This is a genomic window from Parabacteroides sp. ASF519, from assembly GCF_000364265.2.
Taxonomy (GTDB): Bacteria; Bacteroidota; Bacteroidia; order Bacteroidales; family Tannerellaceae; genus Parabacteroides; species Parabacteroides goldsteinii.
The window spans coordinates 3,565,521-3,586,574 of sequence record NZ_AQFV02000006.1 but is presented as its reverse complement, the minus strand read 5'-3'; the positions used below and the strand labels follow the sequence as shown (position 1 = coordinate 3,586,574).

17 protein-coding genes and 1 pseudogene are annotated in these 21,054 nt (G+C 45.4%); 8 read left to right on the top strand and 10 right to left on the bottom strand.

What is annotated here, in order from left to right:
- The first annotated feature begins 126 nt into the window (after positions 1-126).
- The 6 genes from C825_RS14035 to C825_RS14010 all read left to right on the top strand — a co-directional run bounded on the left by C825_RS14035 (position 127) and on the right by C825_RS14010 (position 9,244).
- Positions 127-2,319 carry a hypothetical protein gene (locus tag C825_RS14035; RefSeq protein WP_010802923.1) on the top strand — a complete coding sequence of 731 codons (2,193 nt, stop codon included), beginning with the start codon at positions 127-129 and terminating at the stop codon, positions 2,317-2,319.
- A gap of 46 nt (positions 2,320-2,365) precedes the next feature.
- A complete protein-coding gene (locus C825_RS14030; RefSeq protein WP_010802922.1) occupies positions 2,366-2,650 on the top strand; it encodes an HU family DNA-binding protein in 285 nt (94 codons plus the stop codon).
- Positions 2,651-2,920: 270 nt separating this feature from the next.
- Complete coding sequence (recJ, locus tag C825_RS14025) at positions 2,921-4,645, top strand: single-stranded-DNA-specific exonuclease RecJ (protein ID WP_007657149.1); 1,725 nt, start codon at positions 2,921-2,923, stop codon at positions 4,643-4,645.
- 9 nt (positions 4,646-4,654) lie between these two features.
- A complete protein-coding gene (locus C825_RS14020; RefSeq protein WP_044214376.1) occupies positions 4,655-6,586 on the top strand; it encodes a RecQ family ATP-dependent DNA helicase in 1,932 nt (643 codons plus the stop codon).
- A gap of 91 nt (positions 6,587-6,677) precedes the next feature.
- Complete coding sequence (locus tag C825_RS14015) at positions 6,678-7,979, top strand: ABC transporter permease (RefSeq protein ID WP_010802920.1); 1,302 nt, start codon at positions 6,678-6,680, stop codon at positions 7,977-7,979.
- Positions 7,980-7,987: 8 nt separating this feature from the next.
- Positions 7,988-9,244, top strand: coding sequence for an ABC transporter permease (locus tag C825_RS14010; RefSeq protein WP_010802919.1), 1,257 nt, complete (start codon positions 7,988-7,990; stop codon positions 9,242-9,244).
- 113 nt (positions 9,245-9,357) lie between these two features.
- Here C825_RS14010 and C825_RS14005 read toward each other — a convergent pair whose 3' ends face one another.
- On the bottom strand, positions 9,358-10,275 hold the full coding sequence (locus tag C825_RS14005) for a ThuA domain-containing protein (protein ID WP_010802918.1): 918 nt from the start codon (positions 10,273-10,275) through the stop codon (positions 9,358-9,360).
- Positions 10,276-10,367: 92 nt separating this feature from the next.
- Positions 10,368-11,549, bottom strand: coding sequence for a DUF4934 domain-containing protein (locus C825_RS14000; protein WP_010802917.1), 1,182 nt, complete (start codon positions 11,547-11,549; stop codon positions 10,368-10,370).
- Positions 11,550-11,755: 206 nt separating this feature from the next.
- Here C825_RS14000 and C825_RS13995 point away from each other — a divergent pair, with 206 nt between their 5' ends.
- Together C825_RS13995 and C825_RS13990 are read left to right on the top strand one after the other, a co-directional pair.
- Complete coding sequence (locus C825_RS13995) at positions 11,756-12,481, top strand: SDR family NAD(P)-dependent oxidoreductase (RefSeq protein WP_010802916.1); 726 nt, start codon at positions 11,756-11,758, stop codon at positions 12,479-12,481.
- A gap of 122 nt (positions 12,482-12,603) precedes the next feature.
- Complete coding sequence (locus tag C825_RS13990) at positions 12,604-14,256, top strand: amino acid permease (protein WP_010802915.1); 1,653 nt, start codon at positions 12,604-12,606, stop codon at positions 14,254-14,256.
- Between the two features lie 507 nt (positions 14,257-14,763).
- On the opposite strand, the gene C825_RS13985 is transcribed toward C825_RS13990, so the two are convergent.
- The 8 genes and pseudogenes from C825_RS13985 to C825_RS13950 all read right to left on the bottom strand — a co-directional run bounded on the left by C825_RS13985 (position 14,764) and on the right by C825_RS13950 (position 21,046).
- Positions 14,764-15,150 (bottom strand): GtrA family protein, encoded by a 387-nt coding sequence (locus C825_RS13985; protein ID WP_007657160.1) that lies wholly within the window; start codon positions 15,148-15,150, stop codon positions 14,764-14,766.
- A gap of 165 nt (positions 15,151-15,315) precedes the next feature.
- Positions 15,316-16,038 (bottom strand): LytR/AlgR family response regulator transcription factor, encoded by a 723-nt coding sequence (locus C825_RS13980; RefSeq protein ID WP_010802914.1) that lies wholly within the window; start codon positions 16,036-16,038, stop codon positions 15,316-15,318.
- Positions 16,039-16,043: 5 nt separating this feature from the next.
- Positions 16,044-17,096, bottom strand: a complete 1,053-nt coding sequence (locus tag C825_RS13975) for a sensor histidine kinase (protein ID WP_228100094.1) — start codon at positions 17,094-17,096, stop codon at positions 16,044-16,046.
- Positions 17,093-17,785 (bottom strand): sensor histidine kinase, encoded by a 693-nt coding sequence (locus C825_RS13970; RefSeq protein ID WP_250690588.1) that lies wholly within the window; start codon positions 17,783-17,785, stop codon positions 17,093-17,095. Before C825_RS13970 ends, C825_RS13975 begins: the two co-directional genes overlap by 4 nt.
- Positions 17,785-18,180 carry a hypothetical protein gene (locus C825_RS13965; RefSeq protein WP_250690587.1) on the bottom strand — a complete coding sequence of 132 codons (396 nt, stop codon included), beginning with the start codon at positions 18,178-18,180 and terminating at the stop codon, positions 17,785-17,787. Before C825_RS13965 ends, C825_RS13970 begins: the two co-directional genes overlap by 1 nt.
- A gap of 51 nt (positions 18,181-18,231) precedes the next feature.
- On the bottom strand, positions 18,232-19,137 hold the full coding sequence (locus tag C825_RS13960; RefSeq protein ID WP_010802911.1) for a DUF6268 family outer membrane beta-barrel protein: 906 nt from the start codon (positions 19,135-19,137) through the stop codon (positions 18,232-18,234).
- Positions 19,138-19,242: 105 nt separating this feature from the next.
- A complete protein-coding gene (locus C825_RS13955) occupies positions 19,243-20,013 on the bottom strand; it encodes a LytR/AlgR family response regulator transcription factor (RefSeq protein ID WP_007657168.1) in 771 nt (256 codons plus the stop codon).
- Positions 20,010-21,046: pseudogene (locus C825_RS13950) on the bottom strand (sensor histidine kinase). The gene C825_RS13955 and the pseudogene C825_RS13950 overlap by 4 nt, the downstream one beginning before the upstream one ends.
- Positions 21,047-21,054: the final 8 nt, after the last annotated feature.

Genomic DNA, 21,054 nt, shown 5'->3' with positions numbered 1-21,054 from the left:
GCCCGATAAGGCAAGTTTATACAGACAGGGAGTATCCCTTTCTCCTCTCGAGAGGGGATTAAGGGGGGTGTTAAAGCCAATTACTCCCGTCATTGAAACAATCATTACATTTTAAAATTAAACGAAATGAATATCAAACATTTATTAGTAGCTGTCGCCCTTTGTGGCGCAACCGTCGGATGTACCGACGAAGAAGTCGGCAAGGAATCTCCCCTACAGGGACAGCCCGGCGAAATACAACTGGTCTTCACCGGAAGCGGAGAAAGTGTGGAATACCCTACCAAAGCTATCGCCTCGGAGAAAGAGAACAACATAGACGAACTGGACATTTACGTCTTTGCCGCCGCAACGATGACAACAGACCCCGATGACTGGCATTATCTGGAAACCTGGTCAACCCGGGCAGGAGCCGCGAACTCCTTCACCCTGCAAAATTCAGGTTCCTCCTGGAAAGCATCTATCAAACCGGGCGAATTAAAAGGCCTTCCCTATCTGAAACTCTATTGTGTCGCCAATTTACCAAATGGCAACAGATATAAATTGGATGGCAGTGACGCCGACGCTCTAACCGCCGTCACAACAGACGACAAAGGTATAATTACAGTCCCCGGCACATTAGAGTCGGCTTTTATACCTACTTATACCGCTAAATTGCTGAAAGCCGGCGAAGGTGGTGCCACCTGGCTGAAAACTCCGCTCATTATGCAAGGTAGCAGCGCAACAAAGATCAGTGGTAGCGCTTCGGTAGTCAACATCGAGCTCAAACGCCTCGTAGCCCGTTTCGATATCGACAACACAGCTTTGAAATCGCGCCTGACCATCAACAGCATCACGGTAGCCAATGCCCGCAGCAACGCTCCCCTGTTTGGCGAAGCATTAAAGGAGATAGACAAGGCAGACCGTGCTACTACCCTGATCACTTATGCAGCCGACGACTTCACCAAGCTGTCCGGTGCCAATATGGGTATGACCGAAAGTGCCCTCTACATATATCCGAACATGCCTTCCGACAGCAGTTATCTGATTGTCAGAGGTAAATTCAGAAGTACTGTAGGCGGTGGCGAAAGCCCCGTGACCTATCCGGTCAAAATCACCCGTACCGACAATACCGACCCGAATAATCCGATAACCGAATACGTTCAGATTCTGTCAAACAACCGTTACAAGTTGCACATTACAGACGTAATCAATTCAAGTATACAGGCAACTTTAGAAGTGGAAGACTGGACCTCAGGCGGCGGCGTAGACAACAAACCTGATAACGCTGCACCCGAATTTCTGGGAGACGCTTCACTCAGCATAGTAAATAAAGACGATGATGTGGTCCAGGTACCCGTCGTTATCAATGAGAATCCTTATGTGCTTCGCGTCAATGAAGAAAGCGGACGGTTCAAAATGATGGTTCTCGCTTCCTCCAAAGTGGAAGCCGAGATGTCTGTTATGACAAAAACCTACGGAGGTTGGCTGGGAGAACCGACCTATGCCTACGACACAGACACCGTTCCCGGCAAGACGGCAACCTTCCTGACATTCACTTACGCAGATGCTGTCCGCAAAGCCCCGTGCCAGATCACGTTACGCAACACGGCAGCCAACTATGACCCGGCTTTATGGACGACACTGACAGTCTACGGACCGGTAGTTGCTCCTGTATTAAGTAATGCAGGAAAACATTCGGAAGGTAATTCGCTCGATTTGACAAAAACTCCGGCCGAAGCCAATCTTTTCAATGTAAAGGGCAGCCAGGCTCTCGTGGATATTATGTGTATCGAAGGAGTTACGTATAATGAACCTGAGGGTATAAAAATATCTCCGGTAGCGACCGATGGTTTCACAACAACCTATGCCATCCAGATTGCCGACACGACAAAGGCCCGTGCATCTGTCACAACAGATCCGAACATTACCTTCACCAATCAGGCAAACACGATCCAAAATGCGGATACGATCCTGAAGGTAAACCTACTCGACCCGGCAATCACATTTGATATTTCAAGCGATGATAAAACGGCTACCACTATTACTGCCGATACGATTGAAGTGGATACAGATCAGTTAAGCGACGGAACTTTCACCATTAAGGTTAGTAGTTCGCTAGACCCGGTCTTGCCGCAGAATACGGATTGTACCTGGTTGACGATCTCAAAAGTTGCAGCAAATTGGGAAACCGGAACTCATGAATACGTAGAATACACCGTATCGAACCAAACGGATGTAACTGAATTTACCGAATGTAATCTAACATTCACCAACAGATTAATGAACGGACCTAATCTGACAGTCACACTGAAAAAGAAGGAAGCGACAGCCACTCCTTAACAAGTCCGCTTTTCCATTTAATTAACAACAAAATTTAAAGACTCAAATGAACAAAACAGAAATAGTCAACGACCTGGCCGAGCGTCTTTCGCTCCCTAAGACGGAATGTTATCGTTTTCTGCAAGCCTGGCAAACATTGATGACCGAGCGCCTGTCCAAAAGCGATTCACTGATCCTTCAGGGTTTCGGCACTTTCCATCCCTGGAGCCAGACTGCTCGCGAAGGACGAAACCCGCGTACCGGCGAAACCTGCCTGATACGGCCACGCCGCAGCGTAAAATTTAAACCGGGCAAAATGTTACTGCAAAAGTTGAACAATACAGATAAATAAATCTGCATGAACAAATAAAAACCGGCCTCTCTTTAAGTTATGAAGGGAAGGCCGGTTTTTTTATTGTTAATATTTCGCCACCCCCACCAAAATTCTCCATTTTAATTTCTAACTTTACGGATTCAAAAATAATAATTTGCCAATAGTCCTATATGCAAATGTGCCAATCCTGGGAATCAGGATTTTATTAAGGCATTATCATTAGCATATTGGCACATTAGTAATTGGCATATTATTTTTAGGGAGATAAAAAGAAAAAAACAATATATAATGATTAACAAATGGAATTTTCAAACCCCGACAGAAGAAGAATTACATAAGAGAGATGCGCTGGCAGCCGAAATCGGTTTCAGCCCGGTCATCTGTCTCCTGCTTGTTCAGAGAGGGATTACGACGGCTGAAGAAGCCAGAAAATTCTTTAAACCCAATCTGAACGATCTGCATGACCCGTTCCTGATGCCGGATATGGATAAGGCGGTGAAACGATTGAACAGAGCCTTGGGCAATAAAGAAAAGATTCTGGTTTACGGCGACTACGATGTAGACGGCACGACTGCCGTATCGCTTGTGTATAAGTATTTAAGACCCTATTCATCGACGTTGGATTATTACATTCCCGACCGCTATGACGAAGGGTACGGTATTTCTTATAAAGGGATTGATTATGCCTCCGACAACGGAGTCACATTAATTATTTCGCTCGACTGCGGAATCAAAGCAATCGAAAAGATTGAGTATGCAAAGACAAAAGGCATTGACTTTATAATCTGTGACCATCACATGCCGGATGATACATTGCCCGATGCCGTTGCGGTGTTGGATGCTAAACGCGTAGATTCCATCTATCCGTACGAGCATCTGTCCGGTTGTGGCGTAGGCTTCAAATTTATGCAGGCTTTTGCCAAAAGCAATAACTTTCCTTTCTCCGAACTGGAGAAATTACTGGAACTGACGGCTGTCAGCATTGCTTCCGATATCGTGCCTATTACGGGAGAAAACCGTATCCTGGCTTATTACGGACTAAAGCAGTTGAACAGTAATCCCAGCCTGGGACTGAAAGGTATCATCGACATCTGCGGACTTACCGGGAAAGAGATAACCATCAGCGACATCGTTTTCAAGATCGGTCCGCGCATCAATGCTTCCGGACGGATGATGAACGGAAAAGAAGCAGTCGACCTGTTGCTCGCCAAAGATGTAGAGTCAGCCCGTGAGAAGAGTGAAAACATCAACCAATACAATGACGAACGACGCGAACTCGATAAAAAGATAACCGACGAGGCAAACGCTATCATCGATGAATTCGCCAATATGGAAGACCGGAAAGCGATAATCGTTTACAATCCCGGCTGGCATAAAGGAGTTATCGGAATCGTTGCGTCGCGACTGACAGAGAAATATTACCGTCCGGCAGTTGTGCTGACCAAATCATCCGAACTGATCACCGGTTCTGCCCGCTCGGTTACCGGTTTCGACATTTATAAGGCAATAGAGAACTGCCGTGACTTGCTGGAAAACTTCGGGGGACATACCTATGCCGCCGGCCTTTCCCTGAAAGAAGAAAATCTGGATGAATTTACCGAACGATTCCTGAAGCTGGCTGCCGACGAGATTATCCCCGAACAGATGATCCCGCAAATCGACATTGACGCCGTTCTCGACCTGAAGGACATCAATACCAAGTTCATGAGCGAACTGAAAAAGATGAATCCTTTCGGTCCGGACAACCAGAAACCGGTATTTTGCTCGCTGAACGTGAAAGATTACGGGACAAGCAAGCTGGTCGGCAAAGAACTGGAACATATCAAGCTGGAACTGATAGACGACAAATCGAACACGCCCATCCATGGCATCGCTTTCGGAATGCACCAGCACAGCCCGCATATTAAAGGGATGAAACCTTTTAATATCTGCTATACGATTGAAGAGAATACATATAACGGAAACACGACCTTGCAACTCATGGTTAAAGACATAAAGGTCGATGACATATGAAGGGAACCGGTGGACGTCTACCATAAGATATTAGAAAAGTATTGGGGATACCCTGCTTTTCGTCCTTTACAGGAAGATATTATTCACTCCGTTTGTGAGGGGAAAGATACACTTGGGCTAATGCCGACAGGGGGAGGTAAGTCGATTACCTTCCAGGTTCCGGCCTTAGCAATGGAAGGAATATGTATTGTCGTAACCCCGTTGATCGCTCTGATGAAAGACCAGGTGGATAACCTGCGCCGGTTGGGGATAAAAGCTACAGCCGTCTATTCGGGCATGACCCGCCAGGAGATTATCGCCCAGCTGGAAAACTGTATCTTCGGTGATTATAAATTCCTGTACGTTTCGCCCGAGCGGTTAGGGACCGATATATTCAAAAGCAAGCTACAGGCAATGAATGTCTGTCTGCTGGTTATCGACGAAAGCCATTGCATTTCGCAATGGGGATACGACTTCCGTCCTTCTTACCTGAGCATCGCCGATATCCGGGAAGAACTTCCCGGTGTGCCGGTTCTTGCTCTGACGGCAACAGCGACTCCGGAGGTAGTGAATGATATCCAGGAACGACTACATTTCAGAGAAAAGAATGTATTCCGGAAAAGTTTCGTCCGGAAGAACCTGTCCTATATCGTTCGCCAGACGGAAGATAAGATAAATTCATTAATATACATTCTGGGAAAAGTTCCCGGAACGGCTATTGTCTATGTGCGCAACCGGAAACGGACGAAAGAAATAGCAGTCCTGCTTCAGCAAGCCGGCATATCGGCCGATTTCTTTCATGCCGGCCTCAACCGCGACGACAAAAACCTTCGCCAAAGCCGTTGGAAGAATAACGAGTGTCGGGTAATTGTCTCGACCAATGCATTCGGGATGGGTATCGACAAGCCGGACGTACGCCTAGTGATCCACATGGATATGCCCGGATCGCTGGAAGAGTATTATCAGGAAGCCGGACGAGCCGGACGGGATGAACAGAGGGCTTACGCTGTCGCTTTGTGTTCCAATATAGATTGTACAAAGTTGAAGAAACGGTTGGCCGATGAATTTCCGGACAGGGATTTTATCAGTCGGGTGTATGATGCTTTAGGTAATTATTATCAGATAGCAATGGGTTTCGGACTGGATACAGTACATGACTTCTCCCTGGTCGATTTCTGTACAGCCTATAAGTTTTCGCATCTACAAACACATCATGCCCTTAAGATACTTGAACTGGCAGGCTACATAGAATATACGGAAGAACAGGAAAATGCTTCTCGTCTGGTATTTACCGCCACACGCGACGAGCTTTACAAATACCTGCATCAGGATAAAAAGACGGATGAGGTTATACAAACGATACTCCGTTCCTACACCGGTTTGTTTTCGGATTACGTATATATTAATGAAGGGCTGATCTCTACCCGTACCGGACTGAGTCAGCAGGAGATTTATGAGGTGCTGGTCAGACTTTCCAAATACCGGATTGTCAATTACATCCCTCATAAGAAAACACCTCTCATTATCTATACCCGTACCCGGGAGGAGATTAAATATCTGTCTATTCCCCGTTCGGCTTACGAAGAGCGTAAAAAACGTTTTGAAAGCCGTATCAACCGGGTCATGGAATACATCAACGAAAACCGGATATGCCGGAGCCGGATGCTGATTTCTTACTTCGGTGAAAAAGGAACTTCCGATTGTGGTTGTTGCGATGTATGTCTGGCAAAAAACGATTCGGGCCTGAACAACCATACGTTCAATACCATCCGTGACGCATTGAAGGAGGCTTTGACCGACGGTCCGCAGGAGGCTAAGAAACTGACGGAGAACCTACCTTTTCCCGCCGACAAGATCATCACTGTAATCCGCTACCTGGCCGATCACGATGAACATTTTTCGCTGGAAGATGGAATAATAAGCCTTACAAAAATGAACACTATGTCCGATAACGAACAGTAAAAAGTATATCCATAGACTGAACGACAGGCATTTACCTTTATGGCACAGACTTTGTTATTATAGATTCCAAACAATAATAACAAAGTCTTTTATGTATAAGGTCTATCTCAAACAGGCTATGCAGATGCTAAGGCAAAACAAGTTTTTCAGCATCATTTATATAACCGGTACCGGTCTGGCCATTACGATGGTCATGATACTGGCTATACTATATTATTTCCGGACTGGAAATATCGCACCGGAAATCAACCGTGACCGGATGTTAGTCATACAACACGGAAAAATTCTAAATAAAACAGAAGGCCAGGGAAACGGGAGTAGCCGGCTTTCTTATCCGACCATCAAAGAATGCTTTTTTTCAATGCAGACTCCGGAGGCTGTCACTGCCATCCTCCCGATCGGAGAACAGACCGAATTCATACAAACCCCGGGAAGTGATGAAGTATACAACGGACTTGTCATGGGTACGGATGTTGCATTCTGGAAAATATTCCAGTTCAGATTCCTTGCCGGAAAACCTTATACGGAAGAAGAGTTTACCTCCGGAATCAGAAAAGCCGTCGTGAGCGAATCACTGGCACGCAGGCTGTTCAATACATCGGATGCAACAGGTAAAACATTTCTACTGAACTTTGAAGAATACCAAGTCTCCGGTGTCGTAGAAGATGTACCTTCCATAGCACAATTCTGTTACGCTGAAATGTGGATACCTTTCACCAACCGTCCTTCACAGATACAGGGAAGTAAATGGTGTGATTTTATCTTAGGTCATATGCAGCTTTATATCCTGGCAAAGAAACCGGGCGACTTTGACGCTATCCGCCGGGAAGCTGAAGAAAATTGCCGGCGCTACAGTGCAAATATTCCACAATACAATTTTGTACTAAACGAACAACCTGACACCGTTCTACGTGCCTGGTTACGCACAGATTCTTTCGCCAGTCCGAAATTCATGAAACTCTTTATACAAATCTTCTCAGTAATATTCCTTCTGCTGTTGGTCCCTTCCATCAATCTGACGGGAATGACTGCATCACGCATGAAAAAGCGCATGGAAGAATTAGGTATCCGTAAAGCGTTCGGAGCCCAGAACAGAACATTGCTTTTGCAGATATTATATGAAAACCTGCTGCTCACATTATTAGGCGGACTGATCGGATTATTGATCTCCTACGGATTGATCTTTATGCTAAAAGGGTGGTTACTGGGAAATTACGACTGGGACGGCAGTTCACTCACCGCCTCTATCGATCTTTCTCCCGGCATGCTGATCAACCCCGCAATTTTCGGATATACGCTGATCTTCTGCCTGATTTTAAACCTGATGTCTGCTCTCGTTCCTGCCTGGCGTGCACTCAGACGTCCCATTGTCGATGCTTTAAACGATAAATAACAAGAATCATGATACATCATCTTTTAAAACTTTTATGGAAACAACGCCGGCAAAATGCCTGGATTGTAGCTGAATTATTCCTGGTATTCATTCTCTTATGGTATATCATGGACTACTTCACAACGATCGGATATGCCAATTCAGTCGATAGTGCTTACGATATAAAAGACACTTACCAGGTACGGCTCACGACTGTGCCGCAAAGTAGTCCCAACTATATTCACCATGAAAACACGGAAGAGGCAGCTGCCCTATACCTATCTATTATAGAACGTATCCGGCAATATCCACAGGTAGAAGAGGTTTGCCTGACACAAAATAGTAGTCCTTATAACCCCAGTTATATGGATAACCAAATGGGAAAAGACAGTTCGAAAATGGTGCAGTTCCAATATTTACCGGTTACTCCTTCCTATTTCGATGTATTCAGAGTCCGCCCCTTGAACGAAGATGACCGATCTTCTTTAAAAGATGCTTTGACCGAAAAGAACATTGTCATTTCCCGTAAACTGGCTGAAGAACTTTTCCCCGGAGAACAGGCTAAAGGACGTTCTATTTACATGAAGAATGACAATTCATTCCGCATAGGAGGTGTTTGCGGGATATTAAAACGTGACGATTACAGCCGGGAAGAAAGAGCGGCATATTTTATGTTACCAACTTCCTATTTCAAAGAATGGAATGAGCAACAACTCGCCTGGTCGTTAGAAATCAGTATACGGGTAAAACCCGGGCTCAACAAACAAAAATTCATAGAAGATTTCCAACGGGATATAAGGGAACAGATAAATATCGGTAATTTCATACTTTCCAGAGTCGACTCTTACGACGACCTGAGAAACAGACTTTATCTTACAAACGGAGTGACGGATGCCATCCGTTACCGGATAGCCTTTATGGCATTCCTGATCTTCAATATATTCCTGGGAATCATCGGCACTTTCTGGTTCCGTAATGAGTACAGGAAATCTGAAATCGGCCTCCGCCTGGCTGTTGGTTCCACACGCCGCCAGATATTGCAAATGATGATCGGAGAAGGCTGGCTGTTATTAAGCCTGGTGGCTATCCCTGCCGCTATCATCTGCATTAATATTGCGAAAATGGAATTGATTGACACGAATGTTATGCCGGTCACTTTCTTCCGCGTCTTTGCCGGTTTGATATCGACTTATCTGCTTATGGCATTCTTTATCACACTGGGAGCCTGGTACCCGGCTTACCTCTCATCTAAAATTGCTCCGGCAGATACATTACGAGCTGAATAAACCTATTTTTCCTTCTTGGAAGGATAGATAAAAAATCAAGGCTGCTCCGGTAAAAACCAGATACAGCCTTGATTTTTTGATTGCTTTTCTTTCAAAAGAAAAGTAATATCTATTTATTTCTTTTCCTTATAATCCTTCCGGTAACTGCACTGTGTCTCGGTCGGGAAATCTTTGGGTACTTTCTGAGTTACCTTTCCGGTTGCAGCCCATTCCGCACCACGCAGTAACAAAACCTGGAAGCCTGTACACTGCATAGCTGTATTATCTTCAACAGTAGCACCGGCATGTCCGAGCATGGTATGGAAGATACGGGCATTTCCGTAATCGACGGTAAAGACAAGCGGTTCTTCACGTCCTGAACCTCCTGTCTCTTTATCCGAATAAGCCGTATAAAGCAAGTCTCCGATATTACCCGGACCACGCATACGGTCGTATAGTTCATCCTGGGTATGACGCCATTTCAAAGGCAATCCTTTTACAATGGGATGTATTTTATCACGCCCGTTCAACACATATTCATGCTGTTTTCCATGCGAACCGCCCGGACCGGCAGAACTATCCTTGACTAGTTTACCATCCTGCCAATACACATAAGGACCGGAGTTTTCATCACGTCCTTCCCATCCACCCAAGGCACATATCTTATTAAATTCCGGCCACTTGGAGAAAGCGTTATCTGCCGCATGATAAACGACCACTCCCCCGCCATTTTGCACGAACTCCAGAAAACGCTTGTTTGTTTCTTCCGGCCATGAATCACCGTTATAATCCAACACAACTAATTCATACGGAGCAAAATCAAGCACAAAACCGGACATATCCTGTCCTTGTGAAGGAGACACTGCGAAATCTACGGAGAAACGACCGGAGTTTTCCAGTATTTGCTTTAAAACAACATGGCTAACTTGCCAGTTATGATTGTTTTGCCCGGTAATCAACAACGTCTTGATAGGTTTGCGTGCAGATACCGAACATACACAGAAAAAGGAGAGCAACACAACCAATAGCTTTCCAAAAAATAAATGTTTCATGGTATAAATATGGTTTAAAGATTTGTTTCCACAAATATAGTAATTATTGTATAAATGCCAATAAGTAAGCACTATCGGCAGTAATATATTTATTACTTGAATTTAATAATCCTGATTACCGGATTATCGTCTTCGACAAGTGTCTTTGCAATCTTCATTCCATTCCCGGCCAAACGTTTTCCATGATAAGCCTCTATAACCGTTGATGCCTGAATCATTTCAGCGACCATATTCCGTGCGATATCAGGCGATGCATCCGGCGACCATCTTCCCTGACTCCAAGCCCTTGTATCATATTCTGTATCTAAAATCGGCGTCTTCTTTATTTCACCGGTCTTAAATTCATACATAAACGTTGGAATCGGTCCGCCTTTCAGTGATTTAAAATCTAATAGAAGCGTACCTATCAACATGAACTTATCAGTTGTTAATAAAGGTATCCATATATTCCGAGGTTCAGGAGCATGAGTCGATGGCTTGCGGGTTAATAAGGGTATTAATCCCTTATCCGGGGATAACCGAAACAATGTGTCGGATGAAATATCCGCAATCATTAGATCCGGACCGTAATGCATATTTTGAGGATAATAAATTCCAAAAGGTCTCCACATATTACCCTCCAATGATTGAGCTATTTTGTTTGTATATCTTTTTTCAAAATGAATGTCTAATACAGAAAGCTGGCTACCATCTTTTTTGGAGACAAGACGGTAAGGGGACTTTTTAGTCTTACTTTCACGACCAGGTTCAATTATTACACCTTCATAGATAAGTAGAGATTCATCGTCAAAATTGAAAATACTCATTTCATTATCAAATGTATTTATTTTCAATGTTCGTTTGTAGTCTCCCTTCAGAGAATAAACCTGAATGAATTGGGAACACACATAGATTTCTTCCTTCTTCTCATCTAAAATTGTACCGACATTAATCCATGTATATTCCCGCCCGCTCTGTCCTTTGTGATTGAAATGTGAATAGAGCTTTCCTATTTTACGATCGAAAACAAATATATCACCCAATCGGGATTCATGGATAAGAATATATTTATCGGTAACAGCTGAAAGTACCGATGAACCACCCAACAAAATTTCATCTGTTGTCTCCAAAGGCACATACTCTATTTCCGCCATATCCTGAAGGCGCAACTTCTTCTGAGGATAGTTTTTTGAGAAATCAAATACCGGTAAGTCGCCTGTCTTCGATTGGGAGCTTACAACCTGGCTTCCCATTATTAAAAGGGATACCAGTAAGATGAGATTGTTTATTTTCATGCTATTTTATTTATAGGACAATGAATCTCTTAAGCTATAGCTAACACGGTGGCAAGGTATTAAGAATATATTGAATGAACAAGTAAAGAATAGCCTAAAAAAGAATGTGTGAGCGATAGAATATCAATAAGTAAGAAGCGTAACGTTGAATTAATAAAGTTTTGCTTACATTTGTTCTTCTATTAGTCTTTAAATAAAAAGAAATCGTGAAAAGGATTGTTATCATCGGGGCGACTTCCGGTATCGGTTACGAAGTGGCAAAGATATATCGTCAACTGGGTTGGCGCGTTGGAGTGGCAGGACGTCGGCTGGAACGGCTGGAAGCATTCAGGGAGCAGGCTCCCGAGCAGACAGAGATACAACAGCTCGACGTGACTGAGGTGGAAGCCGTAGACAAGCTCCACCTGCTAATTGATAAACTGGGAGGCATGGACCTGTTCCTGCTCAGTACCGGTGTCGGCAATCAGAACCGGACTTTGAATCCGGACATTGAACTGGCAACCGTCAATACCAATGCAATCGGTTTTACCCGCATGGTCACTGCCGCTTACCATTATTTCAAGGAACAGGGATGCGGGCATCTGGCCGTTATCAGTTCTATCGCCGGGACTAAAGGTTTGGGAGTAGCACCCTCCTATTCCGCCACCAAACGTTTCCAGAATACTTATATCGACGCACTGGCACAGTTAGCCAGGATGGAAAAGTTACCGATAATTTTTACCGATATACGTCCGGGGTTCGTGAAAACGGCTTTGCTAAAAAATGATAACTATCCGCTACTGATGCGTCCGGAACGGGTAGCACAACGGATTGTACGGGCTTTGAAACGAAAGAAACGGACAGTCATCATCGACTGGCGGTATGTCACACTGGTATTCTTCTGGAAGCTGATTCCCGATTACATCTGGGAACGATTGTCCATTCATAACTGAATTTGTATATTTTTCCTGTAATCCCTACCTTTGCGGCCGATTATTGAAATACTGTGAGGTTGCATCAAGTCCGCTATGACAAAAGAGGCTTTTGACGCAACCACACCTAAACAAACAGAAGAATGGGATTATTTATAAAGAAACCGTTAGGCGCTTTACAGGCGGAGGCTAATGAGTCGGGTAGTAAAACGCTGAAACGGGTATTAGGCCCCTGGAGTCTGGTCGCGCTGGGTGTAGGGGTTATCATCGGTGCCGGGTTATTCTCTATCACCGGAACCGTTGCTGCCGGATATACCGGTCCAGCCATTACCTTATCATTTGCCATTGCTGCGCTAGGCTGTTGTTTTGCCGGATTATGCTATGCCGAATTTGCATCCATGATACCGGTTGCCGGAAGTGCCTACACCTATTCATATGCCACGATGGGGGAACTGATTGCCTGGATTATCGGCTGGGATTTGGTACTTGAATATACCGTAGCCGCAACGACGGTCAGTATCAGTTGGAGCCGGTATCTGGTCGTATTCCTCGAAGGGGTGGGTATCCATCTGCCACATACGTTGACGGCATGTCCCTGGGACGGAGGGATAGTCAATATACCCGCTTTTCTTATTGTCGTACTGATGAGTATTTTCCTGATACGGGGAACGGAAGGGAGTTCGATTTTCAACGGGATAATTGTCTTCCTCAAGGTTTCGGTCGTATTGGTATTTGTCGCTTTGGGATGGAAATATATCAATACGGAGAATTATGTTCCTTATATTCCGGCGAATACCGGGACGTTAGGTGAATACGGTTTCTCCGGTGTGCTTCGCGGGGCAGCAATCGTTTTCTTCGCTTTCCTCGGATTCGATGCCGTATCGACCGCTGCACAGGAAGCTAAAAACCCGAAACGGGATATGCCGATCGGGATTCTTGTTTCCCTGCTGGTTTGTACTATCCTTTATATGCTTTTCGCTCATGTGATGACCGGAGTGGCACATTACAGCCAGTTCAACGGGCAGGAAGGGATTGCGCCTGTTGCCGTAGCTATTTCACATATGGGACATGCGGATGCCGCCGGGGTCATCCAACCGGATTATCCCTGGCTGAATAAGGCAATCGTACTGGCTATCCTGTTTGGTTACTGTTCGGTGATAATGGTTACGTTGCTCGGACAAAGCCGCGTATTCCTGAGCATGAGCCGCGACGGGTTATTGCCTCCGTTCTTTTCGCATATCAATGAAAAATTCCGCACTCCGGCACGCAGTAACCTGCTTTTCATGTTGTTGGTCGGATTGCTGGCGGCCTTCGTACCTGCCCGGGTAGCCGGGGAGATGACGAGTATAGGAACATTATTTGCCTTTACACTGGTTTGTGCAGGCGTATTGGTGGTAAGAAAAACGATGCCGGACGTGCAACGTGCTTTTAAAACGCCGTTCGTTCCGCTTGTACCGGTTCTCGGAATCGTGACTTGTCTCTGCATGATGCTTTTCCTTCCGGCCGACACATGGATTCGCCTGGTACTCTGGATGCTTATCGGATTGGATATTTATGCCTGTTACGGCATTAAACACAGTAAGTTGGAATATATGCAACAACATCGCAAAGGACAGCTTTCGCTGAACATGATAGGTATCACCCTCTCCGTCCTCTGCGTTATCACCGGGTTGTGGCACCAGCAGACAGTGGGTTGGGATGAAAGCAAGGTTTTGCTAATCATCTCCTTTGTATTCGCATTCACACACCTGCCCTTCTATATGATACGGATTTGGAAGAATACGACGCAAGCTTAATGCCAATATGGTCATGAGGATGGACAGGTTCAATTATTATCAGATTCGAGTCATAGCATTTGTTTCTATATGGCACGCAGATGACGCAGATTGGACCATATAGAAACTTTTTACACTCTGTCTCTTTTCAAATTATTGCTTTCAGCTTTCAGTTGCCGGGAGAGAATATTTTTCAATATATACGGCTGAAGGGATAGAATTGTAAAAAAATGTATACGGAAATTCCGGATAAAGTAACTTCCGGCAAAACATAGGACTTTTGTCTTCAAAGCATATATGTTTTGTCATCAAAAGTCCTGACTTAACATTTCAAAACACCTATGCTTTTTGGAGCGGATAACTACCCGCAGACAAACAAATAACTATCGGTTGGCAAACGGGTGCCTATCTGTCGGAATCAAAATCCGGAATGTGGCACCCTTCAGTTGGATTCCTTATTTTTCAAGGATTATATATTCCTGAAGCCTGAAGGATAAAGTTTGAATAGTGTCACTACCGGATAAGAAATCATTGTTTTCTGGTAAAAGTCAGCCGTTTATTCATCGTGAAATTGACGGCGCCATATACGAATAACCCCAGGAACTGCGCCAGGTATTCATTCATATCACCTATCTCCACCATCAACAGCAGGGAGAGAAACTGTAAGCCGTAAGCACAACCGAAAGCGACAAGGAAAAGAGGCACCTCACGTTCAAACTTTCCACTCCGAGAGGAGAATATCCAGTATTTGCTCCAAAAAAAGTTATTAACCAACGCAGCAACATAACCGGCAATGTTCGACCAAAGGTAATTACATCCGACACCCTTCATCAACACCCAAATAACCAGGGCGGTAATAAGAGCATTCAGGGTCCCCACTATGATAAAACGGAATATCCGTACTGATTCTTTCATATCAATCTCCCACAAACTTATCCTGCCTAATCCTTCGACTCGCGTTCCCTGGCTGTGTATAATCCATAACTCTTAATGGAAAAGGCAGCGGCTATTTTAGGCATCTTTTGTTCACTTTATTTATTTTTCAACGACAAATATACGGGATTTTCAAAAGAACAGTACTCAATCCGACAGATTATTCTTCATAAAAAACTTCTCAAAGAACGCATCCCGGTAACTATTCCCTATCGATATTTCATACTTTCCAATAAATACATCATTGTTGTCAAACGAGGCTATATAATTGGAGTTCACGATATAAGACTTGTTCGTTCGCAGAAAAACATCTTTCGGAAGCATCTCATGGATCGACTTCAGATTCATCTTCGTCACAATCCGCTGTTCGGGAGTCTGTATCACGACATAATCCTTCAGTCCCTCGATGAAAAGGATATTTTCCAGCTGTATCCTGAAATAACGCCGTTCCGCTTTCACAAAGATATGACTGGCGGAAACAGACTCCACCTGATTCTTGCTGTTGTCGGTTTTCAGCAGGGAATGATAAGTATGTGCTTTCTGTACCGCCCGTTTGAAACGTTCGATTTCAATCGGTTTCACCAGATAATCTATCGCATCCACCTCATAGCTGTCGAGGGCATACTCTGCATAAGCCGTCACAAAGATGACAAGCGTATCCGACGGGATCATCCGGGCAAACTCCAGTCCGTTCACCCCCGGCATCTTGATATCCAGAAACACCAGGTCCACCGGACTCGCCTGCATAAACTTACCGGCAGACACGGCATCGCCGAAACTTCCATACAAAGACAACACCGGCGTATCCTGTATCAACAACTGGATTGCCTTACGACCTAGCGGTTCATCATCTACAATGATACAATTCATACTAATCAGTTTTTAAGTTTTAAACGAAGATTGACCGTATATGTTATATCCGTCTCATTTATTTGCAAAGAACAATCCGTATCATACAGAAGTTGCAGGCGGCGGCTGATATTGGCAAGACCTATCCCCCCGTCGACAGGCTTCTCTTTCTGTTCGGCCGGCTTCGAATTGATACAGATAAAGATAAGCTGCTCCTCTTTCGTTTTGAAATAGAGGTGCACATACGACAGTTTCCTGTTATCGTTATTATGTTTCACAGCATTCTCCACAAAAGGGATGAATAATAAAGGTGGAACGGTTATATGCGCTGTTTCCCCTTCCGTAGAGATGATGAAATCGAAATTATCACGCCGTATCTTCTCCATATTGAGATAATCGGTCAGGAAACGGATATCGTCCGCCAGATAGACCGTTTCGGAAGTACTGTCTTTCAGTTGATACTTCAACAGGTCTTTCAACTTGGACAGGACATGCACCGCCTCCACCGGATTTTCCTTTATCAGCACATTCGCGTTATTCAGCATATTGAACAGGAAATGCGGGTTTATCTGGTTCTTCAACTGTTCCAGTTCCGACTGCATCGTCGCATTCTCCAGTTCGTCGATACGCTGGCCGTATTTCACGTAATCCTGGAAAACAATCACCGCCGACGCGCCCGCAATAATCAGGCTTAACTGGATAATGGAAGAGATAAAAAAGAAGGCTGCCAGCCAAAACTGATACAGTTTATATTCTCTTTCGATATCTTCCTGCCGCAGCAGATAAGAAAACAAAATAGCCACAGCGATAACCAAAAACACGGAGATGACATACTTCCCCAGCTTATTCTTCAGCAGTAAACGCGGGGTCAATATAAATACGCTCAAATAAATAGGTATAAGTAGTATCAAACTCTGTGCAATACTACTTCTTATCAAAGACTCCTTCCCCTCTATCAAATCCAGATAAAAATTCACGGATATGATCAGCATACTAAGAAAGAACAGCAGGAAATGCCTGAAAATCCTGTAACGGGAATCAACCAGCAGACGCAACAGAAAACCGGATGCATTTATCATAACCTGATACATAAATTCGTTTTACAAAGAGCCCCATCATCCACCGTCTCCAACTTATAAGCGTCTTTGAACAGCAAATCGAGGCGATGCTTCACATCTTCCAGGTCTTCGTTATGCTCTTTCTGCCCGTCCGGCAGTCCCGGAGCAAAACAAATACAAGAGAAAAACAACTTCCGCTCACCTGCCCGGAAACAGAAATAAATATCCATCCGGGACTCTTCCGACGACAACTGCTTTATATAATGAATGGCAAAAGGAATAAACAATAAAGGTGGCACCAGTTTACGGCTGACCTCCCCCTCCTTCGTCACGGTAAAGCTCAGGTTCGCATACTTCATCTTCGCCAGTTCAAGAAAACGCTCGATAAACGATATCTCGGAAATCAGCAGTACCTTCTCCCGCTTCCCGTCGTACAACTGGTAACGGAGCAGCCTGCTCAACTCCATCAACACCTTCGATGCCTGTCCGGGGTTATCGAAGGTCTGCCTGCCCGCCTCATCGAGCATATTAAAAAGGAACTCCGGGTTTATCTGGTCTTTCAAAGATTCCAGTTCAGTTTTCAGGTTCACCTTCTCCAGTTCGTTCTTCCGCTGGTAGAATCCCATCCAATGGCGAAGCAGGATAGTGATGGAAGTACCGGCAATCAGCAGACCGTACAGGAAAAAGTTACTTACAATCTCGACAGCCATTATCCGGTTCTTATAGAAAAAGGAATAAGACCCGGCTCCTGCCCGGAATACCGGTTCAGCCAGTAATCGCTCCCGAAAGAGACTACAATCATAACCAGAATAAGCAGGGACACGATAATGATATACAACACATACCGGTTTTTCAGCAGCAATCCGGGCAACAGGACATACATGTGCAGGTAAATCCCTCCGAGATAAAACGCCAGCAACAGCCCGCTGACATACCCAATCACACCGCCCACCTCATCCAGAAAACCGGCGCAGGTCAGATAAGGCATATTGAACGCCACAAAAGTAAAGAACAGTACCAGCAGCAAATGCCTCCCGAACCTGTACTTCGGAGCTATCAGGAAATCAATCAAAAAGCTGTTATAGGTTCCTTCCAACTTCGGCATAATAGGAGTTTAATATTTCACAAATAAAGAACAAAGATACACATATCCCCCTCAAAAACCATATTTGACGGCTATACTCGTATAAAAAGCAGGTGAGAAATGCGGGTCATACTCCCTGTCCATCGACTTGAACATCGCTTTTAGCGTGCGGTCATCATAAAAAGCCGCCCGGTAAGCGGACAAGCCAACCGTTATCGGAACGGACAGCGACTTCGTGATAGTCAGTTCCGGTTGCAACCCGGTCGTAATATACTGCTGGGTGAATATCTTATCCTTGCCGTCGTGCTCCACGAAAGCAAGCATACCGTTCATCGAACCGACCAGCTTCAGCCGAAGCAACTTATGCAACTGCATCCCGCCCGATATCTCCACCCCGTCCATCATCGAGACATTCACCATATAACGCCCTTCGAGCCGCCAATCCACAAAAAGAGCCGGAAAAACCATCGGATAACCAAAGCTGGTATTCAGCGCAACCCCCATCCCCAAATCCAGATTATCGCGCAGATGCCAGATAGCCGCCGCCATCCCCACCCCCATCACATGGTCCCAACGGGCATAGGCAAGGCTGCCGGTATTCATAAAAAGCCCCACCCCGGCACTTGCCAGAAGCGACCACCTCTTACTCAACGGACGGATATACGAAACAGCCAGCTGCGCATTGAAGATTTGCGACTCCATATACTCCGACAAGTCCTTGTTATCCATCGAAGCATAGGAAGCGCCCAGACCGACCATCCAGGCTGTCGGGTGGTTGTTTTCATCCATTTTCATGGATACGGGAATGTTCACCCCTCCCTGAATCACCTTCATATCCCCTTTGCCGCCTACCTTTTTATTATCGGCATCCCGGAATCCGGACGAACCGATATATTCAGTCTTCAGCCAGACCTGTGCGCTTGTTTCCCGGCATATAAAAACTCCCGCCAACATCAACCACAACCATACTGTTTTCATATCATGCTTCTTTTTATTATTGAACTCGAAGCAAAACTAGACAAACAGCTGATGCCCGGATATTTTAGTAGACGAAGCGGCAGTAATAATATACCAAACGGGATTTCAGGTATATTTCCCGGTAAACCAATCCTTGAACTCCCCGACACGCGCCTTGCTTACCAGGATTTTCTCCTGCACAGGGACTTTCAGGTTCACAGACAGGCGTCCGTTAAACCAGAGGTCGATGTCGGATACGGCTTTCCGGGAGATAAGATACTGGCGGTTCACACGGAAGAAAATATCCGGGTTCAGACAGTCGGACAACTCATCGAGCGTCTGCGTAAAAGTATATTCCCGCCCATCGGTAACGACCGCCTTCACAAGCCCGTCATTGATATAGAAGAACAGAATCATATCTACCGACAGCGGAAGCAACTTGTCCCCCTTTACCGGAACCAGGAAATGCGTCTTGTAGCTTTCCTGCCGTTTCAGCACATGAATCAGGCGGCTGTAATCAAATTCCTTTGAAGGTGCCTCCGAACGCAGTTGTTCCAGTTTGCCAATCGCCTTCCGTATGTCGCTCCCGCCAATCGGCTTGAGCAGATAATCGATGCTGTTCACTTTGAAGGCACGCAGGGCATACTCATCGTAGGCCGTCGTGAAAATGATCGGGCAGGAGATATCCACATGTTCGAAAATCTCGAAGGCGGAACCGTCCGCCAGATGAATATCGAGGAATATCAGGTCGGGCATCGCATTGGCACGGAACCAGTCGATACTTTCTGCAATACTATCCAACACGGCCACAACCCCGATATGCGGGGCCGCCTCCGAAAGCAGAGCCGTCAGATTGCGGACCGCCGCTTTTTCATCTTCTATGATAAGTGCATTCATATCAATGGAATAGTTACGATAAATGTATTGTTCTCTTCGCGCACCTCGATTTCCTCCTTAAAGAGCAGGTTGTAACGTTTCGCCAGGTTTGCCAGACCGATTTGCAAGCCTCCGCTGGCTGTAAGCTTACGCTGGACGGGATTACTGACTGTCAGCCGGTTTCCTTCGGTAAAAACCCGGATGACCAACGGATGGCGATTGCTAATCTCATTATGCTTGACAGCGTTTTCAATCAGCAGCTGGACGGACATAGGGGGAAGCTGGCGCCCCCGGCGGCTTCGTCTATCCGGATATCAAACTCCAGGTTATCTTCATAGCGCATCTTCAACAAAAAGATATAGGCAGAGACAAACTCCATCTCCTCCCGCAAGGTGACGCTTTGGGATTCATTCTCCTGCAAGGTGTAACGAAGCACCCGCGACAGTTCCTGCAAATAATCCTGTGCCTTATCGGGCGTTTCGCGGATGAGCGAGCGCAGGGTATTCAGCGAGTTGAACAGCATATGCGGGTTCAGTTGGTTCTTCAGGGCTTCATACTGGTTCACCAGGTTCTCCGTGCGTAGCTGCTGGTTCTCGACCAACACCTGCTGGCTTTTGCGAAGCAGGTGAATCATATAACAACTGCCCGTCACGATACAGGTAATGATAAAATCGCGCAACGGATGCAGGTAATGGTGCACCATCGCATCAATCGCCGGAATATCGAAATGGTGGTGAAGGAAGACGAAAACCTTTCCCAACAGATTGCTCATCAACCAGGTCAGGACGAAAGACAGCACCATCTTTCCCCACGTGATGCGCGCCGCCGGACGGTTGAACCGGAAGAAGAACGTATTCAGGGCAAAGAGAATCAGCAGCGAAATAAAAGTAAAAAACACTTCATTGGCAACATCGGCCATCCGCATTCCGGGGAAAAGATTGTTCTCCCCGGAATGGTCGAACAGGGATATCAGTTCCGGGAAATGGGTCAGGAACGCCACCACCACGGAAATGACGACGACTGCCAATACATATTTATCTATATTTACTTTCATACCGCAAA